The organism is Amycolatopsis sp. NPDC058278 (assembly GCF_042881395.1).
GTDB lineage: Bacteria > Actinomycetota > Actinomycetes > Mycobacteriales > Pseudonocardiaceae > Amycolatopsis.
In genome coordinates, this window is the sequence record NZ_JBHVXZ010000021.1 from 58,286 (window position 1) to 71,080 (window position 12,795).

General features: G+C 68.4%; 13 protein-coding genes. 10 read left to right on the forward strand and 3 right to left on the reverse strand.

What is annotated here, in order from left to right; translation table 11 throughout:
• Positions 1-668: 668 nt before the first annotated feature.
• Together ACFVYA_RS13685 and ACFVYA_RS13690 are read right to left on the reverse strand one after the other, a co-directional pair.
• Positions 669-2,006, reverse strand: coding sequence for an FAD-binding protein (locus tag ACFVYA_RS13685; RefSeq protein WP_387044925.1), 1,338 nt, complete (start codon positions 2,004-2,006; stop codon positions 669-671).
• Positions 2,003-4,255, reverse strand: a complete 2,253-nt coding sequence (locus ACFVYA_RS13690) for an ATP-binding protein (protein WP_387044926.1) — start codon at positions 4,253-4,255, stop codon at positions 2,003-2,005. Before ACFVYA_RS13690 ends, ACFVYA_RS13685 begins: the two co-directional genes overlap by 4 nt.
• 413 nt (positions 4,256-4,668) lie before the next feature.
• On the opposite strand from ACFVYA_RS13690, the gene ACFVYA_RS13695 reads away from it, so the two are divergent.
• The gene (locus ACFVYA_RS13695; protein ID WP_387044983.1) at positions 4,669-4,929 is read left to right on the forward strand and encodes a DUF6355 family natural product biosynthesis protein; all 261 of its coding nucleotides are present in this window, start codon (positions 4,669-4,671) and stop codon (positions 4,927-4,929) included.
• 86 nt (positions 4,930-5,015) lie between these two features.
• On the opposite strand, the gene ACFVYA_RS13700 is transcribed toward ACFVYA_RS13695, so the two are convergent.
• A complete protein-coding gene (locus tag ACFVYA_RS13700) occupies positions 5,016-5,810 on the reverse strand; it encodes a prepilin peptidase (RefSeq protein WP_387044928.1) in 795 nt (264 codons plus the stop codon).
• 102 nt (positions 5,811-5,912) lie between these two features.
• Between ACFVYA_RS13700 and ACFVYA_RS13705 the strand changes: the two genes are divergently transcribed.
• From ACFVYA_RS13705 to ACFVYA_RS13745, 9 genes are all read left to right on the forward strand, one after another.
• Positions 5,913-6,344, forward strand: a complete 432-nt coding sequence (locus ACFVYA_RS13705; protein WP_387044930.1) for a hypothetical protein — start codon at positions 5,913-5,915, stop codon at positions 6,342-6,344.
• 23 nt (positions 6,345-6,367) lie between these two features.
• Positions 6,368-7,333 carry a hypothetical protein gene (locus tag ACFVYA_RS13710; protein WP_387044932.1) on the forward strand — a complete coding sequence of 322 codons (966 nt, stop codon included), beginning with the start codon at positions 6,368-6,370 and terminating at the stop codon, positions 7,331-7,333.
• A gap of 113 nt (positions 7,334-7,446) precedes the next feature.
• Positions 7,447-8,148 (forward strand): hypothetical protein, encoded by a 702-nt coding sequence (locus ACFVYA_RS13715; protein WP_387044933.1) that lies wholly within the window; start codon positions 7,447-7,449, stop codon positions 8,146-8,148.
• Positions 8,148-9,011 (forward strand): carbon monoxide dehydrogenase maturation protein, encoded by an 864-nt coding sequence (locus tag ACFVYA_RS13720; RefSeq protein ID WP_387044935.1) that lies wholly within the window; start codon positions 8,148-8,150, stop codon positions 9,009-9,011. Before ACFVYA_RS13715 ends, ACFVYA_RS13720 begins: the two co-directional genes overlap by 1 nt.
• Entirely contained in the window at positions 9,008-10,369 is a 1,362-nt protein-coding gene (locus ACFVYA_RS13725) for a CpaF family protein (RefSeq protein ID WP_387044937.1), read from the forward strand. The genes ACFVYA_RS13720 and ACFVYA_RS13725 overlap by 4 nt, the downstream gene beginning before the upstream one ends.
• Positions 10,357-11,271, forward strand: coding sequence for a type II secretion system F family protein (locus ACFVYA_RS13730; protein ID WP_387044938.1), 915 nt, complete (start codon positions 10,357-10,359; stop codon positions 11,269-11,271). Before ACFVYA_RS13725 ends, ACFVYA_RS13730 begins: the two co-directional genes overlap by 13 nt.
• Positions 11,268-12,155, forward strand: coding sequence for a secretion system protein (locus tag ACFVYA_RS13735; protein WP_387044940.1), 888 nt, complete (start codon positions 11,268-11,270; stop codon positions 12,153-12,155). The genes ACFVYA_RS13730 and ACFVYA_RS13735 overlap by 4 nt, the downstream gene beginning before the upstream one ends.
• Before the next feature lie 18 nt (positions 12,156-12,173).
• On the forward strand, positions 12,174-12,368 hold the full coding sequence (locus tag ACFVYA_RS13740) for a hypothetical protein (protein WP_387044942.1): 195 nt from the start codon (positions 12,174-12,176) through the stop codon (positions 12,366-12,368).
• A 1-nt stretch (position 12,369) separates the two neighbouring features.
• Positions 12,370-12,792, forward strand: coding sequence for a TadE/TadG family type IV pilus assembly protein (locus ACFVYA_RS13745; RefSeq protein WP_387044944.1), 423 nt, complete (start codon positions 12,370-12,372; stop codon positions 12,790-12,792).
• Positions 12,793-12,795 lie beyond the last annotated feature (3 nt).

Sequence of the window (12,795 nt, forward strand, 5' to 3'; positions counted from 1 at the left end):
GCGGCGATCGCGTGGGAGCCGTCGGGTGTGCGGCGACCGGTAGCCCAGCCGTAGCTGCCTCGTCGACGATGGCCAGCTGGCGCTCGGTGACTTGGCTGCCCGCACCAACGGCGAGTTCGAGGTGATCGTCTTGCGCTCGCTTACGGGTGAGGCGCGGACGGCCCATCGAACGCATGTTCTACGATTTGATAGCTTGGCCGTGCCGAGGTTGGGACGCTGAGCCTGGAGGTTGTTGTGGCGTGGTTGCTGAAGGAACGAGCTTCCGGTCGCGAGTGGCGAGTCGGCGACAGCGACCTCGCGTGGGAAGCTGGCGGCTACGACTCCGCGCGCTTCGAACTTCACGTCCTCGACGAGGAAGTCATCGGCACGCCAGACGGCGTGCCAGCAGGTGTGTTAACCCACCGATAAGGCAGTCTTCCGCGCAAAGACTTCAGTTTCCGGCTGAACCCCTGTGATTGACTTGCAGGGCCCATTGGGAGGTGGGTCGCTGTGGACGCGGCTGTTCGCCTGCTGGTTGAGCTGGCACTCGCCCCGGTGGTCGCCCGCCTCACGCGCCGAGCTGCCTTTGCACCTGTGCCACGTCGGCGCGTCGTCAAGACGATCGCCGCCGCGGCGCGATCGCGGTCGCACTGGTGTGCGGAACCTGGGCTCGGTCATAGCCGGTCGGATCAGGCGAAGCGGCGCGGCAACAAGTTCGACGGGTCGTATCGAGCTTTGGCCTCGGCGAGCGCCGCCTGTGCCGTACCGAGGTGACGTGTCCAGTCGGCGCTGGTGAACGGGATGGCCCCGGTGGGGTAGCTGGTGCCGCCTACGCTGACGGCGGTGTCGTACCACCGTCGGTTTCCGGCCACCATCTCCTGGGCCTTCGCTGCGTCCATCGCGAAGCGAAGCCCGGCGACCAGGTAGACCGTGCTGCCCTCAGGTAGCCGGAAGAGCGGGGTGCCGAACGCCGCGGTGGTCATCGGGTAGATGAGGATCAGCCCGGACGCGCCCAGGTCAGCCTGTTCGAGGTCAGCCATGACCTCGCTCATGAACGCGTCAAGCTTCGCATCAGGCAGCAGCAGGTTGGGCCACGGATGCAGGGCTTGCCATTCGCCAGTGCCCTCGAGGTACGTCACGGTCTCGTTGAGGCGGGTGGCGAACTCCCAGTAGCCTAGGTCCTCGATCTTGTCGCGGGCGGCCACGAAGCCGATCCCAGCCACGAGGACGTCATCGTCGGGCTCGTGGGGTGGCGTGTAGTACGAGGCGACGTCCAGCATGTACACCCAGCCGTCCGGGGTCGGCAGGATCTCTCCCTGCAGGAAGTCGAATCGGCCGTCGGCGAGCAGGCGGCGCTGGCAGGCGAGCAGCTCGTCGATGGTGGGGTAGTAGACCTTGACGCGCCGCACGCGCGCGGGGGCTGGAATCAACGGCAGGGTGGCCCGCACGATGACGCCGCACTGACCGAAGCCTCCCAGTACGGCGTGGAAGAGGTCTGGTAGCTCGGACGGTGAGCAGTGGCGGAGTATCCCGTCGGCCGTGACGACATCAAGCGCGAGCACGTTGTCCGTCTGAACTCCGCACCGATGGCTCGTACCGCCGATTCCGCCCGCTGACAGCGTGCCTCCGACAGAGAGGCCCAAGTAGTCGGTGAGGACGCGCGGGGTCAGCCCGTGCTGGAGCGTGCGTGCGAGGAGTGAGTTCCAGGTCGCGCCGGCGTCGACGGTCACTTCGTCTTCGGTGAGATCGTGAACCTCGGTCAGGGCGGTCAGGTCGATGACCAGACCGTCGAGCGCTTGCGCCTGTCCCAGGCTGGTGTGGCCGCAGCCGCGGGGCACGACGGCGATGTTGTTGGCCGCAGCGACGGGCAGGACGGCCTCGATGTCGGCTGTGGACCCGGCGCGGAGAACCGCGCGAGGCGGGCGGTTGACGATGCCACCGAAGTCGGCCGCCGCCAAGGCCGTCGCGGCGGGATCGGTGACCATCGTGCCGTCAAGACGCAAGTGGGAAAAGACGTTCGAAGTCAATGCGTTGTCCCCTCTTCCAGGTTGGCGATGCTGGCGCGCACGACGGCTTCGGCGGGATCGCCCCGGTGTTCGAAGATGGTCGCGGCCTCTTCGAGTCGACAGCGCGCCATGGTGCTGTCGCCGCGAGCGATCCACGTTCGTGCGAGAGCCCAGAGGGTGTCGGCTTGCCCCTTGTCGTCATGCGCGGCCCGTTGGACGGAAAGGGCCTCGTCAAGCCGGTGCAGCGCGTCGTCGAACATGCCGGCGGCGAGGTAGGTCGTTCCCAATTGGTAGAGCGAGAGCCCTTCGCCGTACTTGTCGTCGATGGACCTGCAGAGGGACAGTGCGCGGTCCGCGTACCGAAGCGCGTCTCCGGTGTGCTTCTCTGCCCGGCAAAGGTCGGCGAGATGTACCAAAGCCACCGATTCGGCGTGCTGGTCGTTCTGGTCGCGGTGGATCACCATACCGCGCTCCAGCGCGCTCTTGGCCATGCTGACGTCCTCCATGTCCGCGTGCGCGAGCCCGATGCCGATGTGGCACCACGCAGACCTGGTTGGTTCCCCCTCGTTTTCCAGCAGGTCCAGTCCTCGGCGAAACGCATCGCGGCCGCTTTCCGGGTTTCCCAATCCGAGTGCGACGAGGCCGAGGCCGGTCAGCATGTCCGCCTGCAGACAGGGGTCGCCGAGCTTGGCCGCGGCCTCCAGACCCAGGTGGTACGTGCGTTCCCAGATCGTCCACGGTTTGCGGAGGTGGAAGTAGGAAAAGAGTGCTTGCGAAAGCCGGCAGGCAAGATCAGGGTGCCCGATCCTGAGAGCAAGCCCGACCACCGCTGGAAAGCTGGCCAGTTCTTGCTCGCACCAGGCGAATGCCTCGGCGTAGCCAGGTAGCGCGGTATCGGAGGTCGGCGGCCGGAACGGCTCGAGGGCGCGCCCGGCCGCGGCGGCGGTGTCGAGGTACCACGACAGCTCACGTACTTGAGCTCGCTCTATCTCTTGGGCGGCGTCGACGGCGAGGGCCTGCTCGGATGCGTAGACCCGGAGCAGATCGTGCAGCCAGAAGTGATCCCGGCCGGCCTCCTCGACCAAGTGGCACGTGGCGAGTGCGTGAAGAAGCTGCGCTGCCTTGTCCACCGGTATGTCGGCGAGCGCCGCGGCCGCAGGAACACTGATGTCCTTACCGGGGTGCAGGCCGAGCATCCGAAACATCCGCGCTGCCGCCGTCGGCAGCGCGCGGTAGGACCAGGAGAAGACCGCCCGGACATCGGCGTCCTCGTCCGACGCGAGAGCGGCGAGCCGTTGACGCTCTTCGGCGAGGTCTTCAGCAAGCTCGGACAGCCGGATGGGATGCGCGGCGATCCGTTCCGCGGCGACCGCGACGGCGAGCGGGAGGTGGCCGCACCGGTCGAGGACAGCTTGCGCCGCCGCCGGCTCGTCGTTGACCCGCGAGCCCACGATTTCCTGCAGCAAACGGAGCGAATCGTCGGCGGGGAAGGGGGCTAGGGCCAGCTGTGCTGCACCCGCGCGTACGACCAGCCCGGTGAGCGTGACCCGGCTCGTCACCAGGACCGTGCTGCCGGCCGCGCCGGGGAGCAGAGGACGTACTTGGTCCGAAGAGACCGCGTTGTCGAGCACGACCAGGATGCGGCGATCGTGTGTCATCGTGCGAAACAGCGCGGCTCGCTTCTCCTCAGTGGAAGGTACGTCCGCGGGAGTCAGCCCTAGGGAAATCAGGAAGTCTTCCAGGATTTCGGCGGGGCTCGCCGGTGATTGGTGTCCTGAGTGGCCGCGCAGATCTGCGAACAGCTGGCCGTCTGGGAAGCGGTCGACCTCCCGATGGGCCCAGTAGAGGGCAAGGGTCGTCTTTCCGACTCCAGGTGGTCCGTGGACGGTCGCGATCGACAGCCGGTCAGCTTTCTCCGAGACCGCGTCGAGAGCCGACAACTGAGCGCGTCGCCCGACAAACCGGCCTGGAGCCGCCGGCAGCTGTGCGGGACGCGTTACCGCGGCTTGCGAATCACTCTGGCGTGGACGCGGAATCAGGGCCAGCAGTTCGCCGTCAGCTTCGAGTGCGTTGTCGCAAGCCTCAGCAAGCTCCGTGGTCGCGGCACGACGGCCATGCTCGACGTTGGCGAGGTGAGCCCGGCTGTAGTGAGTGCGAGCGGCCAGTTCCGTCAGTGAAAGCCCGCGAGCGATTCGCACATCCCGAAGGCCGGATCCGAAAGTCTTTCGCCTCTCAACTTCCGATCCCCGTGTTTCATGTTTCTTGTACATGAAAACAGAAACCCCCTGGTAATCGCGGTCGCTCCAGCAGATCCTGAGATGGAAGCACCGAGCGACGGATACGTACCCCTCGGCAACGAGGGTAGCGCCGCTGGAGCTTCGAGACAGGCAAGTCGCGGGACGCCGCGAGCAAGATCGTCCGCGAGGTGGACGGTCGAGTACTGAAAGTGATCATTGCTCAGTTTGTGACACCAGACGGGTGACATCACGAACGGTGCGCCGTGAGCGCTTCGTGACGGCCCCGCCTCGATCTTCGGAAGTGCCACCTGTCCGGTCGGACTGACACCTGTGTGGACGTCTGGCTGACTTAAGCCTCTTTGGAGAATGAAATGTCCATTTCTTCGCATCTTCGACGCGCTTCCGTTATTGGAGCGGTCGTTGTGTCAACCGGCTGTTCCGTGGCGATGGAAGCGTCAGCTCTGCCAGTGTCGGAGGGGGTGGAAACTTCTGGTTGCGGCTACATTGGCGGAGGTGAGTACACCCATTGTGTCAATGGTTCCGGGTCGACTGTGATGCTCGACGTCCGGGACATCTTCTTCAACTTGTACCACTACTGCGTCGGGCCGGGCACCACGAATCTGCAGCCGGTGATTCGCTGGCGTGTGGTGGGCGCTTGGTGGAACGGCGGAGTGGGCTGCAGCCCGGGGTACTACGGCCCCGCGTGATGCCACAGGGTGCCGCTCTCGTGCGAGAGGAGTGCGGGCGGTCGTTGCCGTTCGTTCCCGAAAGCGAGCGCTGTCGTTGGCGACAATCAGGCAGCGACCGTGAGCATCGCCGTCATCCCCGCCAGAAGGCACGGACCAAACGGCACAGCGCGGCTCGCTCGGTTGCGCGGTACGAGCAGAAGCGCCAAAGCGATGAGCGACGCAAGCACAACCGCGCCGGCCAGCTCGGCCCAGCTGGACCAACCGGTAACCAGACCGACCACGGCCGCGAGGCCAACGTCTCCAGAACCGACACCGCCTTCGACCAGAACCGCGAGCAACAGGTAGAAGCCTGCTCCCGCGAGCATCGCCCACAGTGCACGGAGTCCGGGACCTGGGTCGGAACGCGCCACGCACAGGAATGCGAGACCGAGCGCAGCGCCCACCAGCTGAGGCACGACGACGATTCGAGGTAACCGATGTTCAAACCAGTCGATGATCGACAACGGGACTCCGAGCACCAGTACGAAGGCGTAGACCGGCAGCTCCCCGCGGGAGCCGACACGCCAGGCGAGGATCCCGAGAGCCAATGCGGTGAGGAACGCGCCAAACCACCACGACGACGCGATCTGTGCCGGTCGACTGGAGAACCGCTTGGTGATCAGGCTTCCCCCGGCCCCGAGGCTGAAGCCCGCTACTGCGCTGATGATGGCCGGCCAACCGTTCACAGCGGTGCCGCCGAGTTGTCGCTGATGCAGCTCCCCATGAAGCAATGCTGGCCAGCTCGTTGGCAGACTGCACTGCTCGTCCCACCAACGAGTGAACTTCGGGGGAGGTGGCGTCGGCGACATGACGGTCAGCTGATCATTCCCAAGGGAGGGGACGTCATGAGTCTGCGTCACGGTGCCATCGGTGCCTCTTTGGTCTTGCTGCTTGGAGCATGCAGCTCCGCCACGCCGAGTGGACCACCGATGCCTTCAAGTACCACGGCGGCAACGAGGAGTGTGCTACCGCAGCCGGTAGACGAAGCGAAAGAGCGCGCGGTGGCTGCCTACCTCGGCATGTGGAACGACATGGCCGACGCCGCCGTGACCTCGGACTGGCAATCACCGAAGCTGGCGTTGAACGCCACGGCCGACGCACTGTCGAGGATTTCCCGCGGTCTGTACGCCGACCACTACAACGGCCTCGTCACCAAGGGAAAACCGGTCAACCATCCGACGGTCGAATCCGTCGAGCCCGCGGTTGCTCCGACCACGGTCGATATCGTCGACTGCGGGGACGACAGCCAGTGGCTCAAGTACCGCGCCGACACCGGCCAACAGGCCGACGACGGACCGAGCGGACGTCGCCACATCGACGCAAAGGTCAAGAAGGCCGTGGACGGCTCCTGGAAGGTCGTCGACTTCGCGATCCAGGGCGTGGGGACATGCTGACGCGGGTTCCGGTGGTCGGCGGAATGATCGTCACCCTGCTGCTGAGTTCGGCGGCCAGTGCCTCGGCTGGTGGCTGGGGTTCCGTCGACTGTGCGCAAGAGTCATCGCCCTACTGCGAACTCGGAGCTGGAAAGACCGGAAAGGCCCCAGAAGGCAACGGCCGGGTACCGGACGAGCCGAGCCGGAAGGGCGGCGGCGGAAAGGCCACCCCTCCTCCCGGTGACCGGATCATCGGCGGTAGCTCGCCGGTGGCGAACTGCTCGTACGTCCGGAGCAACTTCCAGCCTCCGGCGAACGGCGTCCAGACCGTGGCGTTCCGCGGTGCTGCGCGTGCTGCTCCGCCTGTCGTTCTCGCGTCCGCGCCGCTTCCACGAGCAAGCAACGTCGTCGCGCGGCAGAGTGGGGCGTGGTACGTCTACCGGTGTACTGGTCCGGGTTTTCACGATGGTCTGTACCGAGCGCCGATCTGGCTCCCCGACGGAGCGGCTCCTGCCGAAGCGGCCCTGCCCTCTCCGCAGGAACTGGCGGAGCAGGCTCGAACTCAGCTGCGCTTGCCGTCTCCGCATATCGAAGCCAACCCGGTCGGCGACAAACTGGTGAGCCTCCCGACCTGGCTGTGGCTGGACCGCGGCAACTGGGGAACGCGACAGGCGACGGCGGCTGTTCCCGGCGTATCGGTGACGGCGGTGGCGACGCCCAAGTCCGTCTCCTGGTCGACGGGCGACGGGGATACCGTGACCTGCTCCGGCCCGGGAACCCCGTTCGAGGCCGGGCGAGACGCCTCGACGTCCTCCCCTGATTGCGGTCACACCTATCGCCGGTCCTCGGCCACAGCTCCAGCCCAGCAGTTTCCGGTCAGGGCAACGGTCCATTGGACGGTGACCTGGGCCGGAGCCGGGGCGAGCGGCACGTTCCCCGACTTGACCACGTCGGCGGCGGCAGCTTTCCGAGTTGCCGAGATCCAGGCGCTCGGTACCGGGCGCCGCTGACCCGCCGACCCGGCTGTCGACAGCCGGTCGGCACATCCACATTCCCGCTTTGAGCTGTGCACCAGCGTCCAGGAAGTGCACGGCGCGGTCGAACCATGCCTGGGAGGCACCTCGTGACCAGCATCCGTACCGGTGACCACGACACGAGAACTGAGCCCGGTTCCGTCTCGTGGCTGGGGAAGAAAGGCCAGCTGGCCGCGGTGCCAGCTGGTCGGCGAACACGTCGGAACCTGCCGCACCTGCTCGTCGGCGTCCTGCTCGTCCTCGTGTGCGTCGGCGGTGCGCTGTGGTGGACCACCAGCGCGCAGGGCCGGGTCCCGGTGCTCGCGGTCGCCCGGCCGCTGAGCGTCGGACACGTTCTTGAGCGGGCGGACGTCCGCGAGGTCGAGATCTCGGACGTCGACACGATCGCGACCGTGCCAGCAGAGCAGGCGACCACCGTGCTCGGCCGGCCGATGGCCACGAACCTCAGCCCGGGTGCGTTGCTCACCCCAGGCAGCGTCGGCCCGGCAGCGGTCCCCGCCGCAGGCCACGCCATCGTGGCGGTCGCGCTGAAGCCGGGGCAGTTCCCGCTCGAGGTCGCAGCCGGGTCGCCCACCCTCGTCGTGGTCACCGCGCCGTCGTCGCCCTCCGGTTCGTCAGTCGCGCCGGAGAGCGGGCAGATGTGGCAGGCCACCGTGACCGGGCTGGTCAAAACGGAGTCCGACCAGACCACCGTGATTTCACTGCAACTCTTGGGCGATGCCGCGCTTGCGCTCGCCCGGGTGCCGGTCGGCCAGGTGTCGCTGGTCATGCTCGCGGGTGGTGAGCGCTGATGTTGATCGCTCTCGCCAGCGTGAAGGGCTCGCCGGGCGTCACCACCTTCGCCCTCGCCCTGGCCGCGAGCTGGCCGGCCGACGTCCGTCGCGTGGTCGTCGAGTGCGATCCCGCCGGCGGTGACCTCGCGCAGCGATTCGGCCTGGCCACATCGCCTGGTCTGCTCAGTCTCGCCGCGGCTGCTCGACAGCCAGTGGATCCCGACGTCGTCTGGAACCACACCCAACCGCTTCCCGGCAGCATCCAGGTCATACCGGGCCCGCCGGGAGGCCAGCAGGCGCGTGCCGCACTGAGCACCCTGACTTCGCCGACCTCGCCGCTCTACGGCACGGCCCGCCAACCGGCGGTGGCGATGTTCGCCGATTGCGGACGATTGGACCCGGGTTCGCCCGCCGAAGGGGTGATCCGGCACGCGGACGTCCTGCTGCTGATCTCCGGCACCTACAGCGACGAGCTCGCCCACCTCGCCACCCGCGTTCACGAGCTGGGCCACACTGCCGCCCGGGCATGCCTGGTACTCGCCGGCCACGGGCACCCAACCCACGCTGTCGAGCGCGAGCTGCGCATCCCGGTCATGGCGCGAATTCCCGACGACCCGAGCGCAGCCGCGCGCTACACCGGGCGAGCAGCCACCGGCCGGCGGCGACCAGGTGGGCTCATCCGGGTCGCGAACGTCGTCGCTCAGGCCCTGTCCAATGGGTCCCCTCGCGGACCGTCCCAGCCCATCCCGGACTTCGTGCAGCAGGTGCCGGGCGTGCCTGCCCAGCCCACTGCGGCGTCCGGCGTCCGCTTACTTCCGCCGCCGGCCCTGCATAACGGCCACCCCCAAACCAGTGCTTCCGGGAAGGACGTTCGGTCATGACGATTCTCGACGAACACCGCCGGCCCGATCCGGCAGCCGACTCCGGTCCCGAGGGCCGCTTGCGGGCCTTTCTGCGGCGCACGCTCGCCGACGAGCTGCCGAGCCGGGTCGGCGCGGCAACGGAGCCGATGACCGCGGCGCAGCGCCGCGAGTGGGCCCGTGACGTTCTCCGCGCCGCGGTGGCCGCGCACAGTGAGGCCGAGCTGCAAGCGGGACAGGTACTGCTGGCACCGGACGCCGAGGCGCTGCTCGTCGAGGCGGTCCTGGACGAGGTCTTCGGGCTGGGCGGACTGCAGCCACTGCTCGACGACCCCGCGGTCGAGACCATCAACGTAAACAGCTTCGACCGCGTCTTCGTCCAGTACGCCGACGGCACTCGCGCCCAAGTTGCCCCGGTCGCCGCCTCGAACGACGAGCTGACCGACCTCGTCCGCACCCTCGCCGCCCGGGCGTCCTCGGAGGAACGCCGCTTCGATCGCGGCTCGCCCGCGCTGAACCTCCAGCTGCCCGGCGGCGAGCGCCTGTTCGCCGTGCTTGGGCTCACCGCCGGCGGGGTCACCGCGTGCTCGATCCGCCGCCACGGCTACCTCACGACCAGCCTCGCCCAGCTGAGCCGCCGCGGCACCCTCGACGTCGGCCTCGAGCGGTTCCTGCGCGCGCTCGTGCGTGCCCGCAAGAACGTCCTGATCACCGGCGGCGCCGGGTTCGGCAAGACGACGCTGCTGCGGGCGATGGCGGCCGAGATGGATCCGCTGGAACGCATCGTCACCATCGAGGACGCCTTCGAGCTCGGCCTCGGGCTCGATCCGCGCCTGCACGCCGACGTCACGGCCCTGCAGGCCCGCCAGCCCAACGTCGAAGGCGCGGGCGCGATCAGCCAGGCCGAGCTCGTGCGCTGGGGCCTGCGGATGTCCCCGGACCGCGTGATCGTCGGCGAGATCCGCGGGCCCGAGGTAATTCCGATGTGCAACGCGATGTCCCAGGGCAACGACGGCTCGATGGCGACGTTGCACGCGAGCAGCTCGAAGATCGCCTTCACCCGGCTGGCGTCCTATGCCGCCCAAGGCGCCGAACGGCTCTCACTGGAAGCGACCGCGCTGCTGGTCGCATCGAGCGTGCACTTCGTCGTGCACCTGGCCAAGGCTGCCGACCGCACGACCCGGGTCGTCTCCTCGATCCGCGAGGTCGTTGACGCCGATGGCGGAACCATCATCTCCAACGAGGTCTACCGCCCCGGCTCTGACCTTCGAGCGCGTCCGGTCGCTGGCGCGCTGCGTGCGAACACGCTCGACGACCTCGTCGACGCCGGATTCGACCCGGACCTCCTTGCCGCGCCGGAGGGGTGGTGGGCGACGTGACCGACACCCTCATCGGCAGCCTCACCGGACTCGGCAGTGCCATGGGCATGCTGCTCGTCATCGTCGGCTTCCGCCAGCCGCAGCTACCGTCCGGCGCGCTGCCTTCCCGGAGTGCGTGGTGGCGAGTCGATCGAACCTTCGTGCTCCGGTCGGGCGTGGCCCTCGGCGTCGGCCTGCTGGCCGGCGCGATAACCGGCTGGGTCGTCGGGGGAGTCCTCGCCGCGGCAGCGGCGTGGTTCTTGCCCGCGTTGGTCGGACCCGACCGTGCGCACATCCGCCGGGTCGCGCGGATCGAAGCCGTGGCGTCGTGGACGGAGATGCTGCGCGACACGCTCTCGGCCGCGGCCGGGCTCGAACAGGCGATCCTCGCGACCGCCCCGCTCGCGCCCACGGCGATCCGCGAGGACGTCGGCCACCTCGCGGCGCGGCTGCGGAGCGGGCATCGGCTCGCGCCGGCGTTGCGACATCTGGCCGAGGAACTGGCCGACCCGACCGCGGACCTGGTCATCGCCTCGCTGGTCCTAGCGGCCGAACACCATGCTCGCCAACTCGGCGACCTGCTCGGCTCGCTGGCAGAGACCGCGCGAGCGCAGGCGGCGATGCGGATGCGCGTGGAAACCGGCCGCGCCCGCACCCGAACCTCGGTGCGGGTCGTCGTCGCCACCACGATCGCGTTCGCCACCGGCGTCGTCGTGCTCAACCGCGCCTACCTCACCGCCTACGACAGCCCGCCCGGCCAGACCGTCCTGCTCGTCATCGGCGCGCTGTTCAGCAGCGGGTTCGCCTGGCTGACCCGGATCGCCGCCGGCCGCCCCACTGCCCGGGTGCTCTCGCTGGCCGACCCGCCCGAGCTCGAACCGACCACAGCCGCCACGGCGTCGTGGGGTGGTGAGCGCGTATGACCGCCGCGATTCTCTTCGGCCTCGGAGCCGGCCTCGGCCTCTGGCTGGTAGTGATCTGGGCGATCCCGCCGCAAGCCACGCTTCGGGGCAGGTTCGCCGACCCGGGGGACGACATCGGCTCGATTGCGGCGGTCACCGAGACATCGTGGGCCACCACCATGGCAGGGCCTCTCGTACCCAGCCTGCGCGCACTCGGCTTACCCGGAGACCGGCTGGCCCGCGATCTCCGTGTCGTGGGCCGCGGCGCTGACACCCACCTGGCTATGAAGGCGCTACTGGCCTGCACCGGTCTGCTGACGCCGCTGCTGTTACAAGGCCTGGTCGCGGTCCTCGGCGTGCCCCTCGGCTTCGACGTACCGTTGGTGTTCGCGCTCGTGGGCGCCGCAGCCGGGTTCATCGCTCCCGACCTCGAGGTCCACGGCAAAGCCACGCGTGCACGTGCGGAGTTCCGCGCCGCGTTGTCAGCGTTCCTGGACCTCGTCTGGATCACCCTCGCCGGCGGTTCCGGTGTCGAAGCCGCACTCTTAGCTGCTGCGGACGTCGGTCGCGGCGGCGCCTTCGGCCAGTTGCGCCGCGTTCTCGATGCCGCTTTGCTGACCCGCACCGCGCCGTGGACGACGTTGCGACGGCTCGGGGAAGAACTGGACATCGCTGAGCTCGCCGAGCTCGCCGCGTCGGTTTCGCTCGCCGGCACCGAGGGTGCCAAGGTCAGAACCTCCCTGGCCGCAAAAGCTGCGGCGCTGCGCACTCACCTGGTCGCCGAGGCCGAGGCCGACGCTCAAGCCGCGACCGAACGTATGGCGCTGCCGGTCACCCTGCTGTTCCTCGGCTTCCTCGGATTCATCGCCTACCCGGCTGTCACCCAGGTCCTCAACGGACTCTGACCATCCACAGGAGACATTATGCTGACCTACTGCCGAACGCTCTGGAGCTTGATCTCCGCGCGAGTGCTCCTGTTGCGAAAAGACAACAGCCGTGGCGAGATCACCACCACGGTCATCGTCACCGCGCTCATGGCCGTGCTCGCCATCGCGCTGATCGCGATCATTGCCGCCAAGCTGACCGCCAAGGCCAACAGCATCGACCTCGGCGGCTGACGTGAAATCGACACTGGCCGGCCGCGGTCGGCGGCGCGTCAGGCGCGCGCTGGCAGGGGACCGAGGAGCGGTCACCACCGAGCTGGTGATCGCGACCCCGCTGCTGTTGCTGGCGTTGCTGGCGATCGTGCAGTTCGCCCTTTGGTCACACGCGACCCACGTCGCGCAGGCGGCTGCCGCCGAGGGACTCGCCGCCGCGCGTACCCAGGACGGCACCGCCGCGGGCGGCCGGGCCGCCGCCCAGCGGCTGCTCGACGACCTCGCGCGCGGCCCCTTGCGATCGTCGCGCGTCGAGGTGGCGCGGACGGCGACCTCGGCGTCGGTGAGCGTGCAGGGCGAGGCCGTTGCTGTTCTGCCCGGCGTGCACCTGCACGTGCACGCCGAAACCGCAGGCGAGGTCGAAAGGTTCGTTCCCGACGCCTGATCG